21 protein-coding genes are annotated in these 23,738 nt (G+C 40.3%); 7 read left to right on the forward strand and 14 right to left on the reverse strand.

The genetic code is table 11. The features are described from left to right. Positions 1-55: 55 nt before the first annotated feature. Positions 56-1,747, reverse strand: coding sequence for a glutamine--tRNA ligase/YqeY domain fusion protein (locus tag PaeCFBP13512_RS10760; RefSeq protein WP_069327767.1), 1,692 nt, complete (start codon positions 1,745-1,747; stop codon positions 56-58). Between the two features lie 211 nt (positions 1,748-1,958). Here PaeCFBP13512_RS10760 and PaeCFBP13512_RS10765 point away from each other — a divergent pair, with 211 nt between their 5' ends. Both PaeCFBP13512_RS10765 and PaeCFBP13512_RS10770 read left to right on the forward strand, forming a co-directional pair. Continuing rightward, positions 1,959-2,219 carry a DUF2164 domain-containing protein gene (locus tag PaeCFBP13512_RS10765; RefSeq protein WP_137223002.1) on the forward strand — a complete coding sequence of 87 codons (261 nt, stop codon included), beginning with the start codon at positions 1,959-1,961 and terminating at the stop codon, positions 2,217-2,219. A gap of 86 nt (positions 2,220-2,305) precedes the next feature. Next, positions 2,306-2,854 (forward strand): GNAT family N-acetyltransferase, encoded by a 549-nt coding sequence (locus PaeCFBP13512_RS10770; RefSeq protein ID WP_069327765.1) that lies wholly within the window; start codon positions 2,306-2,308, stop codon positions 2,852-2,854. An 80-nt stretch (positions 2,855-2,934) separates the two neighbouring features. Here PaeCFBP13512_RS10770 and PaeCFBP13512_RS10775 read toward each other — a convergent pair whose 3' ends face one another. Genes PaeCFBP13512_RS10775 through PaeCFBP13512_RS10785 form a run of 3 tightly spaced genes read right to left on the reverse strand, consistent with a single transcriptional unit; the run spans position 2,935 to position 7,164 of the window. After that, positions 2,935-4,434, reverse strand: a complete 1,500-nt coding sequence (locus tag PaeCFBP13512_RS10775; RefSeq protein WP_137223004.1) for a glycosyltransferase family 2 protein — start codon at positions 4,432-4,434, stop codon at positions 2,935-2,937. After that, the gene (locus PaeCFBP13512_RS10780; protein ID WP_137223006.1) at positions 4,415-5,503 is read right to left on the reverse strand and encodes a HEAT repeat domain-containing protein; all 1,089 of its coding nucleotides are present in this window, start codon (positions 5,501-5,503) and stop codon (positions 4,415-4,417) included. The genes PaeCFBP13512_RS10775 and PaeCFBP13512_RS10780 overlap by 20 nt, the downstream gene beginning before the upstream one ends. Next, positions 5,500-7,164 (reverse strand): response regulator, encoded by a 1,665-nt coding sequence (locus tag PaeCFBP13512_RS10785; RefSeq protein ID WP_241669356.1) that lies wholly within the window; start codon positions 7,162-7,164, stop codon positions 5,500-5,502. Before PaeCFBP13512_RS10785 ends, PaeCFBP13512_RS10780 begins: the two co-directional genes overlap by 4 nt. A 280-nt stretch (positions 7,165-7,444) precedes the next feature. Here PaeCFBP13512_RS10785 and PaeCFBP13512_RS10790 point away from each other — a divergent pair, with 280 nt between their 5' ends. Next, entirely contained in the window at positions 7,445-7,864 is a 420-nt protein-coding gene (locus PaeCFBP13512_RS10790) for a hypothetical protein (RefSeq protein WP_137223010.1), read from the forward strand. Here PaeCFBP13512_RS10790 and PaeCFBP13512_RS10795 read toward each other — a convergent pair. Together PaeCFBP13512_RS10795 and PaeCFBP13512_RS10800 are read right to left on the reverse strand one after the other, a co-directional pair. After that, positions 7,852-8,349, reverse strand: coding sequence for a GNAT family N-acetyltransferase (locus PaeCFBP13512_RS10795; protein WP_069327760.1), 498 nt, complete (start codon positions 8,347-8,349; stop codon positions 7,852-7,854). The two genes, PaeCFBP13512_RS10790 and PaeCFBP13512_RS10795, sit on opposite strands and share 13 nt — an antisense overlap. A gap of 80 nt (positions 8,350-8,429) precedes the next feature. Beyond that, positions 8,430-9,662 carry an MFS transporter gene (locus PaeCFBP13512_RS10800; RefSeq protein WP_137223012.1) on the reverse strand — a complete coding sequence of 411 codons (1,233 nt, stop codon included), beginning with the start codon at positions 9,660-9,662 and terminating at the stop codon, positions 8,430-8,432. Between the two features lie 156 nt (positions 9,663-9,818). On the opposite strand from PaeCFBP13512_RS10800, the gene PaeCFBP13512_RS10805 reads away from it, so the two are divergent. From PaeCFBP13512_RS10805 to PaeCFBP13512_RS10815, 3 genes are all read left to right on the forward strand, one after another. Further along, positions 9,819-10,733, forward strand: coding sequence for a sigma-70 family RNA polymerase sigma factor (locus PaeCFBP13512_RS10805; protein ID WP_069327758.1), 915 nt, complete (start codon positions 9,819-9,821; stop codon positions 10,731-10,733). Between the two features lie 89 nt (positions 10,734-10,822). After that, positions 10,823-11,269, forward strand: a complete 447-nt coding sequence (locus PaeCFBP13512_RS10810) for a carboxymuconolactone decarboxylase family protein (RefSeq protein ID WP_137223014.1) — start codon at positions 10,823-10,825, stop codon at positions 11,267-11,269. Between the two features lie 582 nt (positions 11,270-11,851). Next, positions 11,852-13,477, forward strand: a complete 1,626-nt coding sequence (locus PaeCFBP13512_RS10815) for a copper amine oxidase N-terminal domain-containing protein (protein ID WP_069327757.1) — start codon at positions 11,852-11,854, stop codon at positions 13,475-13,477. Positions 13,478-13,613: 136 nt separating this feature from the next. Here the strand turns inward: PaeCFBP13512_RS10815 and PaeCFBP13512_RS10820 are convergent, their stop codons facing one another. From PaeCFBP13512_RS10820 to PaeCFBP13512_RS10835, 4 genes are all read right to left on the reverse strand, one after another. Then, positions 13,614-14,831: a sensor histidine kinase gene (locus PaeCFBP13512_RS10820; protein WP_069327756.1), complete on the reverse strand. Its 1,218-nt coding sequence runs from the start codon at positions 14,829-14,831 to the stop codon at positions 13,614-13,616. A 208-nt stretch (positions 14,832-15,039) separates the two neighbouring features. Further along, positions 15,040-15,474: a GNAT family N-acetyltransferase gene (locus PaeCFBP13512_RS10825; protein WP_137223016.1), complete on the reverse strand. Its 435-nt coding sequence runs from the start codon at positions 15,472-15,474 to the stop codon at positions 15,040-15,042. A gap of 164 nt (positions 15,475-15,638) precedes the next feature. Next, on the reverse strand, positions 15,639-16,526 hold the full coding sequence (locus tag PaeCFBP13512_RS10830) for a formate/nitrite transporter family protein (protein WP_137223018.1): 888 nt from the start codon (positions 16,524-16,526) through the stop codon (positions 15,639-15,641). A gap of 240 nt (positions 16,527-16,766) precedes the next feature. Further along, positions 16,767-18,128, reverse strand: coding sequence for an FAD-dependent oxidoreductase (locus PaeCFBP13512_RS10835; protein WP_137223020.1), 1,362 nt, complete (start codon positions 18,126-18,128; stop codon positions 16,767-16,769). Between the two features lie 408 nt (positions 18,129-18,536). Here PaeCFBP13512_RS10835 and PaeCFBP13512_RS10840 point away from each other — a divergent pair, with 408 nt between their 5' ends. Then, a complete protein-coding gene (locus PaeCFBP13512_RS10840) occupies positions 18,537-19,193 on the forward strand; it encodes a pyridoxine/pyridoxamine 5'-phosphate oxidase (RefSeq protein WP_137223022.1) in 657 nt (218 codons plus the stop codon). A gap of 165 nt (positions 19,194-19,358) precedes the next feature. Here PaeCFBP13512_RS10840 and PaeCFBP13512_RS10845 read toward each other — a convergent pair whose 3' ends face one another. The 4 genes from PaeCFBP13512_RS10845 to glsA form a co-directional block, all read right to left on the reverse strand. Then, on the reverse strand, positions 19,359-20,222 hold the full coding sequence (locus PaeCFBP13512_RS10845) for an ABC transporter ATP-binding protein (RefSeq protein ID WP_069327752.1): 864 nt from the start codon (positions 20,220-20,222) through the stop codon (positions 19,359-19,361). Between the two features lie 149 nt (positions 20,223-20,371). Further along, positions 20,372-21,385 (reverse strand): FecCD family ABC transporter permease, encoded by a 1,014-nt coding sequence (locus PaeCFBP13512_RS10850; RefSeq protein WP_069327788.1) that lies wholly within the window; start codon positions 21,383-21,385, stop codon positions 20,372-20,374. Positions 21,386-21,393: 8 nt separating this feature from the next. Then, the gene (locus tag PaeCFBP13512_RS10855) at positions 21,394-22,449 is read right to left on the reverse strand and encodes a FecCD family ABC transporter permease (protein ID WP_069327751.1); all 1,056 of its coding nucleotides are present in this window, start codon (positions 22,447-22,449) and stop codon (positions 21,394-21,396) included. A gap of 191 nt (positions 22,450-22,640) precedes the next feature. Continuing rightward, positions 22,641-23,582 carry a glutaminase A gene (gene glsA / locus PaeCFBP13512_RS10860; protein WP_069327750.1) on the reverse strand — a complete coding sequence of 314 codons (942 nt, stop codon included), beginning with the start codon at positions 23,580-23,582 and terminating at the stop codon, positions 22,641-22,643. Positions 23,583-23,738 lie beyond the last annotated feature (156 nt).

The raw sequence follows: 23,738 nt of genomic DNA on the forward strand, positions 1-23,738 counted from the left end.
GCGGTTTTTGTGATGTGATTTGTTCCTATTTTAACTGTGAAAGAATTCTATGATCTTATGCTTTTGGCAATTTGAACGAACTCTTCATCGATACAACAAGGTTAAAGACCGGATCGCCTGGCATCGTGTATTTCGGATCAGCACTGAAATAACCATGACGGAAAAATTGGTAACGATCATATCCTTTGGAATCTTTCAAACCAGGTTCTACAAACCCGTGAACCACTTCAAGTGATTTTGGATTTAAGTAATCCAAAAACGTTTTTTCAGCAGTCTCTTCATTTTCATCAGTTAATTCTTCGTCTGCTTCTTCCGCTGTAATCAACGGCTCATATAGACGGAATTCAGCAGGAACGGCTTGGCTCGCTTCGACCCAATGAATAGTACCTTTGACTTTACGTCCGGTAAATCCACTACCGCTTTTCGTTTCCACATCATACGTACAATGAATCTCTGTCACATTGCCTTCTTCATCTTTGATCACATCGTTACATTTGATAAAGTAAGCATGCTTCAAGCGAACTTCATTGCCCGGGAATAAGCGGAAATATTTATTCGGCGGATTCTCCATAAAGTCATCTTGCTCGATATAAATTTCACGTGAAAATGGAATTTGGCGAATACCCATTTCTTCATTTTCAGTGTTATTTTCAGCATCTAGCATTTCAATCTGTCCTTCAGGGTAGTTGGTAATGACCACTTTAAGTGGACGCAAAATACCCATCGTACGAGGAACACGCAATTTCAAGTCTTCACGTACAAAGTGATCTAGTGTTTGTAGATCGACAACGCCCTGACTTTTGGAAATACCGGTCTCATAGACAAATGCACGAATACCTTCTGGCGTATATCCACGACGACGTAATCCTGAGATCGTCGGCATACGTGGATCATCCCAACCATCGACAATCTTCTCGTCCACCAGTTGCTTCAGCTTACGTTTACTGGTTAGCGTCTGCGCTAGATTCAAGCGACCAAATTCATATTGATGAGGTTCCGCTTCAACTTCACACTCACGAATCACCCAATCATAAAATGGACGTTGATCTTCAAATTCAATCGAACAAAGAGAATGAGTCACATGTTCAATCGCATCTTCTAATGGATGGGCAAAAGTATACATTGGATAAATGCACCATTTGTCACCTGTATTGTGATGCTCTAGATGAGCAATACGGTAGATGACGGGATCACGCAAGTTGATATTTGGTGAAGACATATCAATCTTCGCACGTAGTACACGTTCACCATTACCGAATTCGCCTGCACGCATACGGCGGAATAAATCTAGGTTTTCTTCAATCGTACGTTCACGATAAGGGCTGTTCTTACCCGGCTCGGTTAGTGTTCCGCGCATTTCACGAATTTGATCAGCCGATTGATCATCGACATAAGCAAGTCCTTTTTGTATTAACAATTCTGCTTTTTCATACATCGTATCAAAATAATCCGAAGCAAAATATTTACCTGTCCATTCATAGCCTAGCCATTTCACATCTTCTTCAATCGATTTTACGTATTCTACATCTTCTTTTGCAGGATTCGTATCATCAAAGCGTAAGTTCGTACTACCACCGAATTCTTTCGCAAGTTCAAAGTTAATCCAGATTGCTTTGGCATGACCAATATGGAGATAACCGTTCGGCTCCGGTGGAAAACGGGTAACGACCTTTTTGACTTTACCGGACTGTAGGTCTTCCGCAATTACAGTTTTTATAAAATTAGGCGGGGTATTTGTATGCTCCACGTCAATCAACCTTTCATCGTTCAGTTTGTTTTACAGGAATAATCCAATACTTCCATTATAACTGTTCTGGCAAGTTAGACAAGGATATGCACATGAAGACAGAGACCATTGTCCTGTTCTAGTGACTGCATTTTTGATGCTAAATGGCTTTGACGCTAGAGGATGAATACGGTAGCATGTAGTATAAACGTGTACAAAGGAGCAATGACGCATGAAAGCATTGAGTCTACCAAAAGAACAGCGTGAGCAGATGATCGCTCAAATCCAGCATTTTTTTGAAATAGAACGTGGTGAAAGTATAGGCGATTTGGCTGCTGATTCTGTGCTCGATTTCTTTTTACAATCGGCAGGGCCTCTGATCTATAATCAAGCCTTAGCAGATTGTCGTACAACCTTAAATGAACGCATGGCTGGGCTTGAAGAAGATATCTATGCTTTGGAACAGCATCCACCTCTTCGTCCACGTCGTTAAATCATCCATCCTGCTAATCTGCTAATCTGCATATCTCATCCGATCCATTTTATTTTATATTCGATTAAGAAAGAGGGTACCTATTGATGTTTACATATAAATTGGATGAAGAAATCGAATTAAGACCGCTTGAACCCAGTCATGCTCGCCCAATTTATCAACTGATCGATCAATCCCGATCTTCTTTACGCCAATGGCTAGCTTGGGTCGATGCAACCAATTCTGTGGCTGCTAGCGAAGAATATGTACGGTCTTCGATGACCCAAGCGATGGAAAATGGTGCATTCAATGCTGGCATCTGGTATAAAGGTCAATTGGCTGGCATTATCGGTTTTCATGAGATCAATTGGAATCACCGTTCTGTAGGTATCGGCTACTGGCTTGGTTCGAATTATGAAGGCAAAGGATTAGTCACTTCTGCACTTCGTGTATTAATCGACTATGCATTGATTGAGCTGAATCTGCACCGAATCGAGATTCGCTGTGCGACAGGTAATCATCGCAGTCGCGCGGTTCCTCAGCGTCTAGGATTTATTTTGGAAGGCATTATTCGTGAAGCTGAATTGTTGCCGATCGGTTATGTAGATCATGCAGTATATGGCATGTTACAACAAGAATGGAAACTGAAGCGATAAGCTTCTTGATTATAAAAAAAGCTACTCAACCATCATTGTTTGCTGGTGAAGTAGCTTTTTTATGTGTTTAGCTTGATGGTTTATTTTTTCGGTTGTATCAATGGATTTTCTGGTCGTATCTTTATCGTATCTGAGCTACCACCGATCACATTCACCCGTGTCATCTCACCCCACTGGGCTTTTTTACCACGAATTGCCTGTGCCAGTCCAATCACTCTCCAGACGGTTAACATCGGACGATACCAGAATGATTCCGATAACGCATGTAGAACCAGACGGAATACGTCAGACATTCGATTGTAATGATGGAATCGCCACTCTTCGAATAACACAGCTCCAGTTGATAATAATGAGCCATACAGAATCATCATGAGTGTAAGTGAAGCGCTGATCTCCCAGCCTGCGCCTGCTTTGAGCACAAGACCCAGTACAATCATAATTAAGCCGATTAATTCCACAACCGGCCCTAATAACTCTACAAACATAAATAGAGGCATAGCAGCGAATCCTATCCGTCCATAACGGGGATTGAACAGCATATCTTTGTTACGCCAAAGACTTTCAAATAATCCACGTTGCCAGCGAATCCGTTGACGACGTAAAATTTTGCGACTTTCCGGTGCTTCTGTCCAACATACGGGTTCAGGAATATAGATGATTCGACCTTTGCTTTTTTTCTTCCGTAGCAGACGGTGTAGACGCACAATGAGCTCCATATCTTCGCCAATCGTTTCTGTCTCATATCCGCCTACTTCAATCACCCAGCTTTTTTTGAATACGCCAAATGCACCAGATACAAGAATCAACATATTGAAGCTACTTAGACCAATGCGCCCCATTAAGAAACCACGTAAGTACTCAATCACTTGCATGATCACATATGGATTACGAGATAACATTACATTATCGCTACTAAGATAACCTGTATCAACAATACTACCGTTGGCAATACCTACACTACCACCTGTCGCTACAATTTCTTCATCAGGCTTGGCTTCCATAATTGGCTTCATCACTTTGATAAAAGCATCTGTATCCAGTACGGTATCGCCATCTAGGGACGCAAAATAAGGATAACGTGATACATTAATCCCTGCATTTAGCGCATCAGCTTTCCCGCCGTTTTCTTTATCGACCAGCACTAGATTGGGATGCTGTAGCGAACGATAAATATGACGGATCGGTGCTGTAGATTTGCCTAATGCAGAAAAAGGAACCCGATTGGAGATCGGCGACATATCGAATTCATCGATCATCCGTTGCGCTGTATCGTCTTTGGAACCATCGTTAATGACGATGACTTCAAATTGCTTATAATTAATACTAAGCAGTGAACGGGCACTGGATACGATATTGCCACCTTCATTGTAAGCAGGAACAAGAATGGATAAAGGAGCTAATTCATTTTCGAGCGCTTTACTATATTGAAGTCCACTCACATCTTTATCTTTGCGCAAATCTTTAGCCGCAGCAAAATACATTAATAAATAAGCTCCGGTTGAAAAAGCGACGTAAAGTATTGTGATCACAGCCACAATATGGTACACAACCATTCCTAACTCAGCCCACATTCCGCTCATAATTTCTCCTTTCCAATATCTCTTGTGCCATTTCTCTGGCAAATCGATCAGGATGATCTGTTGCAATTTGTTCTAGGATGGCTGCGCCTTGACGATACCGTAGCAATGCTTGTGCCGATTGTAGACGCACTTCATAAGCATCATCGCTCACCATTTGTTCCAAATAAGGTAAAAAGCGTTCATCACGCGTACTGTTGATCACTTTGACTCTCATCAATCGTTCTTGCCATGATACCGATTGGTGTTCCGCTAATTCTTGCTCCATCCGATCGGCGGCTTCAGGGCTCATATATCCAAAATTCGCTAATGCTTTCATTGCGCGAATCCGCATTTCTTTATCATTGACATAGATCAGTTGCTCTAACAATTGCAGTACGTCTTGCGTGCGGATATTGTTGATCCGCAGACTATCTATAATGGTATAACGCAACTTAGGGCTGTATTTATCAAATTGTAAAAGCAATCGATCCAGCAATTCTCCTCGAATTAACAACACTAGCTGCAATAATTGAATTTCGGAATATTGTATAGCTGCTGGTTCCAATTCATCCATAATCTCAGACGCTTGAAAAGTAGCTAGAATACGTAAAATCAAAAACTGTTCGTCTCCTGTACAATTTTTGCGCTTCAAAGCTACTAATAGATCTGGTTTGAGTCGGGTCATTTGAAATTGTTCGATATACAGTAAGGCATTGATCCGATCACTCCAGCGTGAACTACGTAACTCAGCAGCATACATATCAGCAAAATAATATTCGCTTAATTCCATAATGCGTTCTTGCTCACTTTTGGCACGACTCAGAGATAAGCGATGAATCAACATTTCTTCGATCGCTTTTTGTTCTATTTTGCTTTTAGCCAGCATTTTGCGAGAGCGTTCTCCGGTTGAAATGTATTGGTTCAACGGTGAGTCTGCTTTGGCAAGTTGTTCGGTTACTTTAGCGATCGCTTGTAGACGACGATTCCGTTGATATTTGCGAAACATCAGATACAATAACAACACCACAATTAATGTAATCACTCCGACCGTTGCCCACCAGATAATGATTAATATCTCTTCTATACTCATAAAGCTGTCCCTACTTTGCTAAGTAAACGTCGTACTCGTGCTTCCAATTCCATCATACTAAATGGCTTGGTCATATAATCATCGGCTCCTGCACGAATCGCTTCTGTGATGCCTTGTTCATCATCGACTCCGGTTAACATCAACACGGTATAATTAGAGTTCGCTTCATTACGCAAGCGTGATAGTACTTCCATTCCGTTAATACGTGGCATCATCCGATCTAAAATCAACAGGTATTGAGCAGATTCATCATGCCACGGATCACTTAGAAATTCTTTGCCATCGGTATAGACACGAATATCCAGTAAATATTCTTGTTCTAGATCCAACATTTGCCGTTCCAAAATATTACGGATTAACGGATCATCATCAATAATCGCTAATCGCAACGGTTCATCAGCAGATGGAGTAGGCGAAGACTGTTTTCTTACGACTTTCTCATCTTCTGAGATTCCAGATACAATCGGATTAGCTTCCACTTCAGACGACTCCATGTTCAACAATTGCTGATTCACTTGATCGAACACTTGAGAGCGATCGGTATTGAAAGACACTGGAACCACTCCAAAGCGAATTCGCATCATATCCGATGGAATCAAAGCATTCAATTCTTTTGACTGTAAAATACCTTCTATCAAAGAAGTACTTTGTTCGGCTGTCATTCCCGGTTGAAGCAGATAAAATCGCCCAGCACGCTCATGTGCCCAAATGTCTTCTAATCGCAATGCAGCTTTGAACACATCAGATACTTGATGCAACAACTGATCGCCTTTCGCAAAGTTGTACATTTCGTTATAGTGACGTAATCCTTGTAGATCAATACCGACGAAAGAGATATCGATCGCTCTCATTCTCGATTGTGCTTGATATCGCTCTAATTCACGTTCTAGAAAAGGCATACTATATGCACCTGTGACACTATCTAATAACAACAACTCGGTCAGCTTGCGGCGTTTGCTTGTTAATTTGCGAATATGCAGTAAAAACTCATCAAGGTCGAATGGTTTGGCCATAAAATCTTCGGCTCCCATCGAATAGCTCTGCATACGTGTTTCTTTGTTACTGGAAGCGCTGACGATCATCACAGGAATAAAATGACGCTCACATAAATCCTGAATCTGCGCTAATAATTCAAATCCATTCATGCCCGGTAAAATCAAATCCAATACCACACAATCAGGACGCATATCATAAAACCAGCTCAATCCTTTTTCCGGTTGTGTTGTCGCTAAGACCATGAAATTTTGACGGGTCAATTCATCTTTTAATAATGTTAACAGCCCGATATCATCATCAATAACTAATACTTTGCCTACTCTAGGCGCATTCATACTGGGAGGAATTGCAGGTGTGGATGTATGGGTCTGCTGTGATTCTGTGACTACGGGATGAAGATCAGATTGTTCAATTAATTCCTGTAATGTTCCCAAAATAGGCTCTAACTGATCATGATCAAATATACGTTGACCGTTTTCTTTAAATGTCATTAATAAACGCAAAGATTCCGAATACCATTCAGGCAAATCAATCGTTCCTGCGGTTCCTTTAATCGAATGAGCCATCCGATATAATTCTTGTTCTGAAATCTGTGCATCTGGCGCTAGCATGTTCTGTAGTTTCTCCTGTAATTGAAGTTTAAAAAGGATCTGGTACTTTAACATGCGATTCACAAATAACCCCCCTTTTCTGTATACCCTCTTACTTGAAACTATCGGATACATTCACTGTAAATTGAACAAGAGAGTATTATAGATAGAAAATATTGTTATTTATTATGTAAAGAATGAAGCCTATGATTGAAACGTTAAAAATAGGTTTTAGCTTACCTTTACATTCTTTTAAGTTTCTTTTAAGGCAACCTGTTTATGATTGTTACAGAGCCATACATGGTAAAGGCTCAAGTTCTAATGGTAAACAATAGTATGAAATGAGGTATCCATGATGAAAAGAACGAAAAAAAACCACCGTTCACGTAAAGCGATGATCAGTACGTTGCTTCTAGGACTTGCGATCAGCAGTATGTTGCTAGGGGAAGAAGCAAATGCTCAAACGCCATCGAGTGCGTCTGGTTCTTCGTTGACGAGTGAGCAACAGGACCCGTTCCTAAGTACACTTGGCGCTTCGTCGGATGAGGATGTCTATGAAGATTTATATGAAGGTAGATCACTTGCCCAAACGGCACGTCGACATAACAAAAACCCGCAAGCCGTGATCGACTTACAGGTAGCGCAGATGACAGAGATGTTAAATGAACGATTCCAGCAAGGATTATTGTCACCGGATACATACCGGGCACAAAAAGAAGAATTGACCGATCTCATTACAAAGAGTGTATATGGTCAGACCTCCTACAGCCAGTAAGTCATCAAGATATCGTCCACATATTGCCCGTTAATATAGAACTCTTCAGGAAGCCTTCCGTTTTCTACAAAGCCTAGCTTATTGTAGAACTGAAAGGCTTCTTTATTTGTAGATAGAACACGTAACGTTAATTTACGAATTTGTTGAGAACGTGCAAAGTCCCCCATCGATTCGATTAGCTTACGTCCTACACCTTTACCTTGATAGTTAGGATGAATTGCAATATGAATATCGTATACATGTTGATTAGTCGGTACATAGGTAGGATATTGAAAACCAACATATCCGCAGATGGTCTCACCGAGCATAGCTACCAGTTGAGTGCCTGGAGGATGATCTTGCAAGTATTGCTGACGTGATCCGTATTTCAATACACATGGAGTGTTATTATCATTCCATACCAAATGATCAATTTCTATTAAATATTGAGCATCATTCATAATCGATAATCGAGTGACTAGCTGATCAACAGGCTGAACCGCCATGTATACGCACCTTCTCTTATATAATTGGTCTTTGTATTCTGAGTATAGTATATCATCCATTTTATACTCAAGTATTAGACTTAAAGACCCGTTAGTGATACTGCTTTTCTTTGTGCATAATGATGAATCATAAAAAACGCTAAAGAAAGTATTCCTGCAATCACAGCTACCCATGCTACAGGATGAAGTCCACCAGCATCATAAAAGACACCCATAATATAAGGCCCGATAACACGCCCTACTGCACCGATTCCACCAGCAACACCTAGATAAAATGGAGCGTACAATCCTGTTTTTTCCGAAACATAAGAAGGGATTGCAGGAGATAGTAACATTTCGCCAAATGTAATCAGAATCATCGCTACAATCATCGCAGGATAATTATGAAATCCAAGAATAACGATATACCCGAACAAATAGAAGAGAGCACTTGCTGTCATTTGAGCTTCTGCAGTACGTGCAGCAACGCGGCGGATAAAATTAACGAATGGCTGTCCTGCAAAGATCAATACACCGTTTAACGTCCACAGTAGACTATAATAACTGATCAACATGCCTGAACTTACGATAAATGGAGATACACCTGTATTCCAGATCGAATTGCCTAACCATAGAAATAAAGAACCGATCCCCATATATAAGTAGACTCTCACTTGTGCCAACAACCATACTGGACGTTTTTCTGTATTTACTTGCGGTCGTCCCGGGTTATGTACATCTTCTTGCTCAGTAGGAGGACGTTCGCCTTCACCGATTTTGGTCAAATAGACAAAAAAGAAACCGGCAAATAAAGCACAGCTCACACCGTTAAGCACAAAGGTTAAATGGTATGAAATATCTGCCAACACCCCGCAAAGAGCTGTTCCCAAAGCGACTCCGATATTGTTAGCGACATAGACAATATTAAATAATTGTCCACGGCGATCAGCAAAGCGGAAGCCGATAAATGCCTGAATAGAAGGTAAAGACATCGCATTAAATAGTCCTACAAATACCATAGTGAGCATATACAGATGCCAATTTTGACTTACAAAAGGCAAAGCGAATAAACAAAGTGCATTTAATGCCAGTGAACCTACAATTAACTTTTTGACACCTAAACGATGGTATAATGTACCTCCAAGCAATTGACCACCGATACCACCCAGTGATTGCAAAAGAACGACAAAACCTGCATCGGTCATCGTGCGACCGAGTTCTTGATATACATATAGTGTGGTCAGTGGCCACATTAATGAACCACCCGCTGCACTGATTAGACTAGCGAGTAAAAAAACTTGTATTTCGCGTGGATACGATCGAAGCCAATTCATAAGATGTAAGTTCCTTTCTTGGTGATCACGAGCAGAATAAGCACAATATTTCTAGTATGATATAGAGAGTCGAAATCGGGCAAGTGTACCATGTAACGCTGTGCATCGATAATTCCTATCGTATTACTGATATTTAATAAGGAGATAAATTCTTATATGACTTCTTTATTCCAAACCCATATTGAACCTTTATATGTAGAATATCGATCATTACTCATAGCTGTTGCTTATCGAATCACCGGTATGCGTACTGAAGCAGAAGATATTGTACAAGATCTTTTTATCCATCTTAGCACGACAGACTGGAATCAGCAGCAGGTGATCAATATTCGTGCTTATCTAATTCAATCTACCGTCAATCGTAGTCTAAATGTACTGGAATCCGCACGGATTAAGCGTATCGATTATCCTGGAGTCTGGTTGCCTGAACCTAATATTGAGCATACCTATTCATCGACCAACATGAACTATGAAGCATTATTAACAGAAAGTGCCGATACCTCAATGATGTTAAAAGATGATATTAGTTATGCTGTGATGGTCATGCTTGATCAATTGACACCGATAGAACGAGCTATTTTTGTGTTACGACAATCTTTTGATTTTCCTTATCGAGATATTGCGGTCTGGCTGGATCGATCCGAAAGTGCTTGTCGCAAAATACTCAGTCGTGCGCTACCCAAATTACAAGAAGCACAGTCTTCTCACTCTATCTCTTCCGAGCATAAATTAGCTTTTACACATGCTTTTTTGCAAGCTACGCAAACAGGTAATTTCTCGAATCTATTAGAATTATTAAAATCCGATATCCGTCTATACACAGATGGCGGGGGTAAAGTTAAATCGGCATTGCGTCCTATTTGGGATCGGAGGCGTGTGGTCTCATTTTTCAATGGCATTGCTAATAAAGGCTCCCTTACCGGCGAATGGTCGATTGTATGGATCAACGGAGAAATGGGTCTACAACTCCAACGCGAACATGTCACTGTAGCTATTTATTCTTTCAGATATGATATACACGGACAAGTCGATCAGATCTTTATGATCTCCAATCCCGATAAAATTCGTTAAGCTTGTCACAAATCGTATTCCTCATTGGTCTAGTCTATATAAGCTTCATATGAAGCTTACGATTATTCAATATCTTAGGAGGAATACACATGCAAACACGTATGGATTATTACAAAGTACACCCGAAAGTCTATTCACTAATGGGGCAAATGGAGAAATTTATCAAAGAACAGGATCTTGACCCTATCCTTTATGAATTGATCAAAATTCGTGCTTCTCAGATCAATGGCTGTGCGTTCTGTCTCGATATGCATACACGCGATTTACGCAAAATGGGGGAATCGGAAGAACGAATCGCTCTAATCAGCGTATGGCGAGAATGTACGTATTATACAGATGCTGAAAAAGCAGTTCTTCATCTGACCGAAGTGGTCACTGAAATCACAACTCAAGGAGTCCCTCAAACGGTATACAATGAAGTGTTAAAACACTTTAGTGAGAAACAATATATGGATATTGTTGTAGCGATTAACACGATCAATAATTGGAATCGGATAGCCATTTCAACAGGAATGTTCCCGGGCTGTAAAGATTAAAAAAATTTTGTAAATCATCTGTTTCAATACATGTGTCCGTGTTTAACAATAAGTAACGGCAATTGGCGAGAATGATGTCCCCTTCGTTCTCACTTCTGCTATATCATGGACCACTCCCGGAATCCGCCATATTACGGTTTCGTTCCCCCGAACCGCACTATGGCGGATTTCATTTGTTTATTCGGCTTTATATATTCTATTACATTATCAAAGTGCCCTATGATAGGGGCACTTTTTTTATTTGGTTCCACTCAAATCAGTTGTTCCTTAAAATTATATAAGCCACTTAGTTTAGTTTCTGAGAAATGTGTTTATACATTATTCGAGAGTATGCAAGTGAAAAAAGGTAAGTCATTTATTTCTATACAGTGGGGCTGGTGATCGGGCAAGGACAGATCAGTGACATCAATTACGAAAACAGTAACAATACCGCATTATTCATCCTTCTATTACTTCATTGCAGCCTCATTTTTAAAATTAAAAAATAAATAAAGTGATCCAAAAACAAATATCTTTCGTTCATCTGTGTATGGACAGCAACAATGCTTCACCAAAAAATGTAAACACAAAGGGAGCTTACTTATGAAAATTCAAAAACTAATCGTACCTGCATTAAGCCTTTCTTTACTTCTTCCAGCAGCAGGAGCATTCGCGGCAACACCAGCAACAGCGACTCCTACAGTAAGCACCAAAGCGGCTGACCTTCGTTCAGGATTAGATTACTTACTTTCCGAGCATTTCGCATTAGCTGTTGTAGCTATGACTAAAGCATACGAAGGTGCACCTGATGCTAAACAAGCTTATGATGCACTTGATCAAAATGCACTAGATATGCAACCTGCTATCGAAGCGATCTACGGTAAAGCAGGCGCGGCTGAATTTGAAAGAATCTTCCGTGCTCACAACAAATACACAGACAACTTGGTTAAAGCAACTAAGATGGATAATAAAGCAGCAATCAAAAAAGCAGAAGCTCAAGTACAAAGCTTCGTAGATGAATTCTCTAAATTCCTTGCAACAGCTACAGAAGGTAAATTGCCACAAAAAGCAGCAGCTCAAGCTCTTCGTCTACATGAAGATCAAGTACAAGACGTATTTGAAAAATATGTAGCTGGCGATTACACAGGTGCTTATGCTGAATATCGTGAAGGTTTCGCTACTATGTTCACTGTAAGTAAAGCGCTATCAGGAGCAATCGTTGCTCAAAACCCTGCTAAATTCAACAATGGTTCTGTAGATACTCCAGCAGCTGACCTTCGCTCTGCACTAAACCAATTAGCAGCAGAACACTTTGCATTATCTGTATTGCAAATGCAAAAACAATATGATGGCGATAGCAAAGATTCTGCAGCATTGATCAAAGCAGAAGCTGGAAACACAGCAGCATTCAAAAAAGCAATCACTTCCATCTATGGCGCTGAAGGTGGTAACCAGTTCGAAAAAATCTGGGTTACCAACCATATCAAAGCACAAAGCGATTATGTAACAGCATTGAAAAAAGGAGACAAAACGTCTCTACAAGCTGTAAAAGATCGTATCACTGATTTCACAACTGAATTCTCTACATTCTTAGGTGCTGCAACAGCAAACAACTTGCCAGCTGCTGCTGCTAAAAAAGCATTAGTTGCTCATGAAGATCAAGTACAAATGGTTATCGACAACTATGCTGCTAAAAAATACGAAGCTGCATACAAAGCAGATCGTGAAGGATTCAAAACAATGTTCGGTATCGGCGAAGCTTTGGGTGGCGCAATTGTAAAACAATACCCTGCTAAGTTCAAAATGGCTGCTGCGGCTCCAATGCCAGCAAAACCTGCTGATGCTTCTATGATGAAAGTATGGATGAAATTAAACAGCAAACAACTTAAAGTTGGCGACAAAATGACAATGATGGACACTATGCCTATGGTGAAAAATGGAACAACTTATATTCCATTGCGTTACCTTGCAGAAGGTATTGGCGCTAAAGTAGCTTGGAACAAAGCTGCGGGTCAAGTAACTGTTATGGCTGGTAAAGATACAATGAAATTCTGGGTTGGTAAAAACACTGTTGATGTGAACGGTAAAACTCAAAAAATCGAAGCTGTATCTATGGTAGATAGCAACGGTAGAACAATGGTTCCTTTACGCTCTATCACTGAATTATTGGGTTGGGATGTTAAATGGAATAAATCTACTGGTGAAATCACACTAACTAAATCAATGTAATCTAGTTTTTCTACACGCTAGATCTTATCTTTAATCAATGTTATAACGTAAAAGGCACTTTGGGGGTTATCCTCCAAAGTGCCTTTTATGTATAATGATCGCTTATGTTTACTCATGCGATGTAGATATGTCATCATTAATGTTTTTTGATTTTTTGTAATGCCAGAATACTGTTAAGCAAATGAAGTTTGCGAATTGGTTTGGTGATCACCGTCTCGAATCTGCCTTTGAAATCTTCATCAATCTTATTCCCCAAAGGAACCATTAGCAACATACGCTGCTTTTTCAAATAATCCAATTCCAAATCCCACTTTTTAAAATCAATCGTCTGATGATCGATTAAGCAGATATCATACGAATGTCTTGAAATATTATCAATAAATGAATCATCCATATTCAAAGACGTAGCGACCCGTGCTCCCCATCCTTGAAGTGTATTCGTCATTAACTCTAAGCTCGTCAGATTGCTGTCTAGCACCATAATATTGATATTAGCTAAGATATTTTTTTCAAAAGGAATAGACGGTAAGTCTGTATATTTATCAAATCGAATCTCGACGCTAAATTCAGTCCCTACACCCAGCTCACTCTTTACATAGACTTGTCCGCCCATTAGTTCTACAAGACTTTTGGTGATTGCGAGTCCGAGTCCTGTTCCTCCATAATGATGCTTCTGATTGCTATGACCTTGAGCATAACTGTCAAAAATAACCCCGAGTTGCTTTTCCGACATCCCGATGCCTGTATCTCTAAGGACGATTTTGACATGGATATCTTCTTCTTTGACGGTAGACAATAAGAACAAAGAAATTAAAATTTCGCCAGAGTGTGTGAATTTAATCGCATTCTGCAAAATATTCATAAAAATCTGTCGAACCTTTAACGCATCGCCGATCACAAATAAAGGAATATCAGTCTCTACATCGAGTATCACCTGTACTTTTTTCTCAAAAGCTGTAGGGGATAACACATACGCCAAATCTTCAATCGTATTGATCAGATCAAACGGATATTGTTCTAAAGACATTTTACCGGCTTCCATTTTACTGATATCTAGCAAATTATCGACAAGTGTCATTAAAGCTTCACTACTGGATTGAATAATCTCGTTATATCGTGTCTGCTCTTCATCAAGTGAAGTCTGCTGTAATAAATCCGCCATTGTGATAATACCATTCATAGGTGTTCGAATCTCATGACTAAGCATAGCAATAAAGGAAGACTTATTCTCGTCTGCTTTTTCTGCTTTCACTTTAGCTTCCAGACGCTCGTCTGCCAGAAGCTGTAATCGTTCGATCTCTGCTTGTAAATTTTTTTCGTTTTCAGTCCATTCGTTTAAATCTTTATCAGACATAGTCCAACACCTCTATTTTCCGTACCTTTATAATGGGTAGTTCATGATGCATATGGTCTCTACTTTATCATAAAGCATACCGCCAAAAATAGCTTACTATATTTGCAAATCATCAGGTGATATCCAGCATCAAACCTAGCGTATATCCGTTTTTCTATACGTTTATAGATGACCTCTTAAGCTTCATCTATATCCAATAAAGACAAACTTAACTTTGTGTCGAAGAGAGTAGATTTTTTTTCATATAATACTTGGTCTGTCCTTCGATCGGAATATCATGAATTTCGCCAAAAATAGTATACCCGTACTTCATATAAAATTGAGGCGCTTGCCAGCTCATTGTCGTTAATTCACTCACTTTGGCTCCCTGCTGCCTAGCTTGATCTTCGATCGCTTGTAACAAGTCTGCTCCAATCCCTTTGCCTCTGTATACATGATCGACAGCAAGTAATTGAATATATAACAATCCCCAGACCATCGAGCCAACGACTCCACCAATATATTGCTCACCTTCATAAGCGGCTAGCGAAAAATGCACACGATCATACGGCGGAAGAGCCAACTCTTGATTACTATTAAATTGATCCATAAATGGTTTGATCTGTGGTATATGATCGTCTACAGATAGTTCTTGAATATGCACAGAAATCACCTACTCTTTCAGAGATAATTAAGATATCGTCATGATTATTTAATAAGTATACTATTTTGACTGTATGATGTTACAAGAAGATCATTAGCTTCCTCTATAACGCAAAAAAAGACCTTCATCAACATGAAGATCTTTTTTTCTACACCTGCTTGCGATTAATGAGCTTGATCGCTATGTTGCAACGGTAATGTTGCTGTAGCCGATACCGCTGGCATCGTTGAGACTGTAGGTTCATGATGCTGAGTATGTCCAGAATTGGCTGGTGTCAGTTGATGATCTTTTTTGATATAGGCTGTGAAATAAATCCCTGCTACAAATACAGCTCCACCTGTGAGATTACCGAGCCATACCGGAATAAAGTTCATCAGATACATATCCCATGAATAATACCCTGCAAAGATCGCTGCTGGAATCAAAAACATATTAGCGACAACGTGCTGAAATCCGATAGCAACAAATGCCATGGTCGGGAACCAGATTCCGAGTATTTTACCACTAATACTGTCGGCACTATACGATAACCAGACCGCTAGAGCTACCAACCAGTTACATCCAATCCCGGATAAAAACATCTGGGCAAAGCTTCCTTCTAACTTATGCCCTGCCATTTCTACTGTTTTGGTCAAATAAGGACCAGTTTCTGTTAATCCCACCACATGACCGAAGAAGTAAGCGACGAATAAAGCGCCTAATAGATTCGCTACCGTAATCGCAAGTAGATTACGTGCTACTTCAAGGGTACTGATCCGCTTCGCCATCCGCGCTAACGGGACAGCCATCATATTACCAGTTAACAGTTCTCCACCTGCAACCAGTACAAGAATCAGTCCCACAGGGAACAATGCCGCTCCGATAAAGTTAGCAAAGCTTCCCCAGGCTTCCGGTGTATTCGCAATCACTCGAATATCTAATAAAAATCCTAGCGCAATAAAAGCTCCACCTAAAAACCCGAGTACAAGCATCTGTATCCATGTCGACTTGGCTTTGATGATTCCCGTCTCAATCGTATTCATTGCAATCTGTTGTGGTTTGTAATAAGCCATTGTGTTGCATCCCCCTTATAAGCATCTATTTCCGTATAATTAAATTACCTTTGCATATTTCAATTTTAATACAATTACTTTGTGAAAAAAGTAACAAATATCACTTTGGAAAAGAATTTGTGAAATTAAGCACAAAAGCCTGTACAGTGGGGGAACTGTACAGGCTTTGTTAGGGGTAGAACTTTAATCAATATCTAATAGGAGCTTACGATGATATAAAATGACTTATTTCAAACCCGATTAAGCGTGAACTTCTTGTTGGGTCTGGATAGGTGCTAATGCTTGCAAACCTACCGTATTCAAATAGTTCCAAGGTTTGTTGTAATGTGGTTGGAAAAAGAAGTCGATAAAGGCTAATTGATCCACTGTCATTTGATTTTGGATACAGACCGAGATGGTATTGATCGATTGAGTTAAGTCGACTTTAGACATCAATTGTGCGCCTAAGATGCGACGTGTTTCTTTTTCGTACACGACTTTCAAGGTTACCGTCTCATGTGTCGGCATAAATTCTGGACGGTAATGATCATGCATGGTGCTTGTTTCTACATTTAATCCTGCTTCACGAGCAGCTGTTTCGGTCATACCTGTTCCTGCAATATTATCTTCATAGATTTTGATACCGGATGTTCCTTGTGTACCCATATATTCATTCGTAGGTTGAACAAGGTTACGAGCAACCAGTGTACCCATACGAACTGCATTAGTAGCTAAAGGAATATAAGCATGTTTACCTGTTGGGTTGTAGAAAATAGCACAGCTATCTCCAGCAGCGAACACATCTTTTTTACTGGTTTGCATATATTTATCTACAAGGATAGCACCGTTAACTAACATATCGACTTGTCCTTTAAGCAATTCAGTATTTGGACGGAAACCGATACACAAGATGACCATATCTGCTTTGTGGGTCGCTTTGTCAGTAACTACGGTTGTGACTTTACCATTTTCACCTGTGAATTTTACCACTTTCTCTGATAACGCTAATTCGATGCCATGTTCTTGCAGTGATTCTTCGGTACGAGATGTAAATTCAGGATCTAGATATTTGTTCAAAATGCGATCTTCAGCATCGATCAATGTCACTTGTTTACCATTCATTTGGAATGCTTCTACCAGTTCAACACCGATATAACCTGCGCCTACAACAACGATATTATTAGCATGTTGCGCTTTTTCAATAATCGTATTGGAGTGATTGTAGTTTTTGCAAAGTAAAATGTTATCCAGTTCAATACCTTCAAATTTAGGAACGATCGGCCAAGAACCCGTTGTCATAATCAATTTGTCATACGTATCTGTAAGTTCAATACCTGTAGTCAGATCACGAGCTTGTAATGTTTTGTTATCCGTATCGATCGCTGTCACTTCATGCAACATTTTAGTGGTTACACCTAGATCAGCTAATTGATCTGGAGAAGAGTAGAACAATCCGTCTGGATCATTTACTACTCCACCTACATATAACGCGATCCCGCAAGATAAGAATGAAATATTATCGTTACGTTCATATACAGTGATTTCAGCATCCGGGTACAATTTAGCGGTATTAACAACAGCGGCAGTTCCTGCGTGAGTACATCCTATAACAGCTACTTTCATGGTTTCTTCCTCCTGATAATTCTTTATTTTTTATCATGTAAATGGTTCTTATCCAAAGTTGTATGGTCTATGCTGAATGTCCGACAAGTAAAATTCAGGTGAATTAAGATGTAGGTGCAAGAGAAGTGTGTGGTTTCTCTATGGTGTCCATCTTCTTGTTGGCTCTTCTATTTTTTAATATAGTCTTTTTTGATTTATTTTATTTGTGAATTAATTCACCTTGTATTGCTATTATATTGTGATTTTTATCACATTGCAAGGGGTTTGAGAGAAGTTCGCAATTTGTTCATATTTTCACAAAGTTATATAAACATATGTTTCTTGTATAACATCTTTGATCAACGCGTTTATTGACTATACATTGGTTATGTTATAGTGAGAACAAATTATATAAAGGTGGTTGGTAAAATGAGTACACAATCAAGCAATATCTTGCGTGGTTTGAAAGCTTTATCTGGCCCTTTCCCTACCTGGGATACTCAATCATTACCGGAGAATCCGACTGAACTCTTCTTAGATTGGATGAAATTAGCGATCGAAATGAAAGTTAAAGAACCTCATGCAATGACAATTTCAACAGTAGATCATCATGGGTTTCCCGATGCACGAGTATTGATTCTCAAAGAAGCTACAGAAGAATCTTTTTATTTTGCAACCGGATTGGAAAGTCAAAAAGGTCAACATATACAACATAATCCAAAGGTAGCTCTTACGTTCTATTGGCCTGAGTTAGGTAGACAGATTCGGATTAGAGGTATCGCTGAAGATCAAGGTCTAGAAGCAGGAGCCATTGATTTGAGAAGACGATCAACCATTGCTCGCGCTGTGGCTATGACCGAACGTCAAAGCCAACCGCTGGAGAATCAAGAACAATTAGAACAATCTATTGGGATGCAAGAAGAAAAGATTCATCGTGATCCTGATATTGTAACTCCTAATTGGCGACTATTCGCTGTACATGCTCAAGAAATCGAGTTTTGGCAAGCCGACCCTGATCGCAAACACACAAGGTATCAATATATTCTTTATGAGGGTCAATGGACACATCAGCAGTTGTGGCCTTAAACAGATTATCAATTTTTGTCTTTAAAGTCCTTTTGTATAACCTTCTATTCCAAAAGCAAAATCAGATATAGATGATTTTGCTTTTTTAATTTGCATCAAAAAATCGGTAGTTCTCTCCTGTCAAAGAAGAAAACTACCGATTGGGTATACCTACTATTATTAATATTAGTTATGTGCCATACGCATAGCATGTTGATGGCGAACTTCACTCACTTGTTGTTCTTGCTGTACCGCTTCAGCCACATGACCTTCCAGTGCATAAGGAAGACACAAAGGCACCCCGCTACGAGGATCAGTCACAATATCAGCTTCGATTCCGAATACGTTACGCAGTACATCACAAGAAACGACTTCAACGGGTGTTCCTTCAGCTACCGCTTTACCGTTCTTAATCGCAATCATATGATGTGCATAACGAGAAGCATGATTAAGATCATGCACCACCATCACAATGGTACGTTGAGAATCCGCATTTAATTTTTCCAACAATTGAAGAACTTCCAATTGATGCGCCATATCTAGAAATGTAGTCGGTTCATCCAAAAATAAGATCTCGGTATCCTGCGCTAGTGCCATCGCAATCCAAGCACGTTGACGCTGACCACCGGATAACTGATCAATCGGACGATCGTAGAAATCAACCATCCCTGTTGCTTCAATTGCCCATTCGACCATCGCTTTATCTTCTGCTTTCATCGAACCGAATCCTTTTTGATAAGGGAAACGTCCATAGGATACCAATTCCGTTACCGTTAATCCTTCAGGCGCTGTCGGGTTCTGAGGCAAAATCGCTAACTGCTTCGCTATTTCACGGGTAGATTGTTTGTGGATCGATTTGCCGTCCAATAATACAGCTCCCGATTTGGGTTGCATAATGCGTGCCATCGTTTTGAGTATCGTTGATTTACCTGAACCATTGGCTCCGACTAATGCTGTAATCTGTCCTTGAGGAATCTGTACACTCAAGTCTTCGACAATCAACCGATCTTCATATGCAATATCAAGCTTAGACGTCATCAAACGAACCATGGTTTATCCACCCTTTTCAGTGAACCCGATGTGCTAGACACCTGACTCCACTCTATATTTTCAATCTTTTATTGAATTGATTAGGATCAGCAAGTAACAACACAACTTTATATTTCATAGCATTATTTAGAGTTATAACGTGTAGATCATTATGCTTTGGAACGAGCTAATAAATATAAGAAGTAAGGTGCTCCAATAATCGCAACCATAACCCCTGCTGGAATTTCAGCATTTTGCAAGATCGATCGGCCAATCATATCGGCGGTAAGTAATAAGACTGCACCGATAAGAGCCGATACAGGAATAACATGCTCATAGCGAGGGCCAACCAGACGACGAGCAATATGCGGCCCAAGTAGACCGATAAATCCTATCCCTCCACTTACAGCCACACAAGCTGCACTAATCGCCACAGCAACCACTAATAGGACGAGCCGCTGCATATTAAGCTGAGAACCTAAGCCTGTGGCTGTCTCATCGCCTAATGAGAAGACATCCAGTTGTCTGGCTTTCCACAAAGCAATAGGAATCAGTACGATTAACCACGGTAACAAAGCGATCACGAATTTCCAGCTACTGCCCCATATACTTCCTGCTTGCCATGTGGCGATAAAGTTAAATTCATTCGGATCAAGTCGAATCGTCATAACAATCATTAAGGCATTGACTCCTGCGGCAAGTGCTATACCGGATAGTACAAGACGTGAAGAGGATATGCCTTTATGACGTTTGTATGCCATAAGATAAATAATAATAGCGGCTCCAAAAGCACCAATCAAAGCTAGAAAAGGCAATAACATCGGTGAAGTCGATTCTCGTTGTGGATTCGTAATGACAAATAACACCACTGCTAAGCCTGCTCCCGAGTTAATGCCCAGAATACCGGGATCCGCTAATCCATTACGAGATACCCCTTGCAGAATCGCTCCTGCTATCGCTAGCCCAATGCCGACTAACAAAGCAATCACAATACGGGGTAACCGAAATTCAAATAAAATCAAATGTTGCTTCGGCGTTCCGCCTCCAAACAAAGTACGTAACACTTCCATCGGTGACATTTTGCTAAACCCTGTATTCATACTTAGCAACAATACGCCAAAAGCGATTAGTGCTAAAACAATTAATGTAATCGTTGTACGTATCGTACGTTTACGGTGAAACATCACTTGATTCACAGATTATCCCTCACTTTCTTCCGAATAATATAGAAGAAATAAGGAACACCAATCAAAGCGATCAGCGCACTAACTGGTGTTTCGTGAGGGGGATTACTCAGTCGTCCTACGGTATCGGCAACAACCATTAACAATGCACCTAGAATCGCAGAAGTCGGAATCACCCATTTATAATCGACGCCTACCATCGCACGCGCCGCATGAGGAATCATAAGACCGAGAAAACCTACAGCCCCTACCGTGGATACCGAAGCTCCAGCCAACACCATCACAGCTAGTACAGCGCCTAAGCGTACTAATGCAGTACGTTGACCTAATCCAGAAGCGACATCATCACCCAGACTGAGAATCGTTATCGAACGAGAAAGAAGTAAAGAACCAATCAGTGCAAGCACGATCCACGGCCACAATATATCAATTTGCGCCCATGTTACGCCTGCTACACCGCCTGCATACCAGAAAGCTAGATCTTGTGAGATTCGAAAATACAATGCAATTCCTTCTGACAAAGCGACTAATAGTGCAGCGACAGCTGAACCTGCTAAAGCAAGTCGTACCGGACTTAGCCCACCTTTGGCAAGCGAACCAATACCATAGACCAGACCTACACCAACAGCTGCTCCAACAAAAGAAAATAAAATTAACTGATTAAATGATAACCCTGGAAAAAAAGCAAAACATAATGCCAGTACAAATCCGGCTCCTGCATTAACCCCGAGCAATCCCGGGTCTGCGATCGGATTACGTGTCATCCCTTGCATCAATGCGCCAGATACAGCAAAAGCCGCTCCGACCAGAGCACCTGCAATCGTGCGTGGTAAGCGAAGTTCCCATATAATCTGATGATCACTATTCAAAGGATTGAACGCTACTAAGGCTTGCCAGACTTCTTCAAGCGGAATATCTTTACTGCCTTTAGCGATTGAAAACGCACAACCTAATATCAACAGGACAAGCCCACCAACGATGATCGAAATTGCTGTGTAAGGACGCGACCATATCTGCTCTTTAGGTGAGGTCTGTCTGCCTTTCACAACATTGCTGCGAGTCATAAGCAAGCCTCTTTCTACATCGAAATCTATTGTTTCATTTATAGTAGTTATGATAAATACAATTATTGCATATGTTTAAAGATACTGATAATCATTATCATTTGTCAACACTTATCACAAAAAAACGTCTAAATTCCTCTGTTTTTAGGGAATGTAGACGTTTTAAGTTAAACGATTATTTTAGTAGCAACTTAAAATAAGCTCCAATCGAACTCTTTGGATAACCGTTCTAATAGATGCACACCTGCAATACTATTTCCTCTTTTATTTAGCGAAGGCCCTACTAATCCGATGCCATACTGTCCGGGAACCATCGTCAGGATTCCACCCGACACTCCACTTTTAGCAGGCAGACCCACATCAATAGCAAATTCACCAGAAGCATTGTACATACCGCAAGTAATCATAAATGTTTTGGCAATCTGTACATAACGACGTGGAATCAATTCTTCTCCAGAACAAGGATCTACACCGTCAAAAGCAAGTACCAATGCCATACGGGCAAGATCGGCACAATTGACTTCAATCGAACAATGACGGAAATACACTTCAAGTACGTCATCAACCGGATCTTTAATAATACCATTTTGCTTGAGGAAATAAGCCAGTGAACGATTCAAGTGACCGGATTCTGTTTCTGATTCGTAGACTGCCAGATTGTAATCGATTTTGTCATTCGCTGCGAGCTTACGGAAAAATTGCAGTACCCGTTCTGACTTCTCCTGTGGATTCTCACCAGATATCAGTGACGATACTGTGATCGCTCCTGCATTAATAAGCGGATTGAACGGGATTCCCGGCTCTACTAATTCTAACTTAATCATCGAATCGAAATCATCGCCTGTCGGCTCTTTACCTACATTAAAGAATACCGCTTCTTCTCCATGATCCATCAATGCAAGTATTAAAGTGAATACTTTGGATATACTTTGCATGGTAAAAGGAATCCCGCAATCGCCTGCCGAGATTACTTTCCCTTGCGAATCGGCAATAAAAATACCCAGTGCATCTTGCGAAGACTTGGCAAGCTCTGGAATATAAGAAGCTACTTTCCCCTGACTGGTATGCAAACGGCTGGTCTCTAACCAATCGGGCAATAGTGTGGTTAATCGTTCCATTTGTTCTTGACTCATCCATATTCCTCCTTGAAATCCATCTTTATGTTCTATATAAAATGAGTACGTATGCTCATCTCATCATTTCAAATTTTATTTTCTTCATCATATTATACTAATCTTGCTCCGAATCATACTGCCGCTCTTATTGCTGCTTTACGGATAATCTGAATA

The organism is Paenibacillus sp. CFBP13512 (assembly GCF_005233705.1).
Classification (GTDB): Bacteria; Bacillota; Bacilli; order Paenibacillales; family Paenibacillaceae; genus Saccharibacillus; species Saccharibacillus nuruki.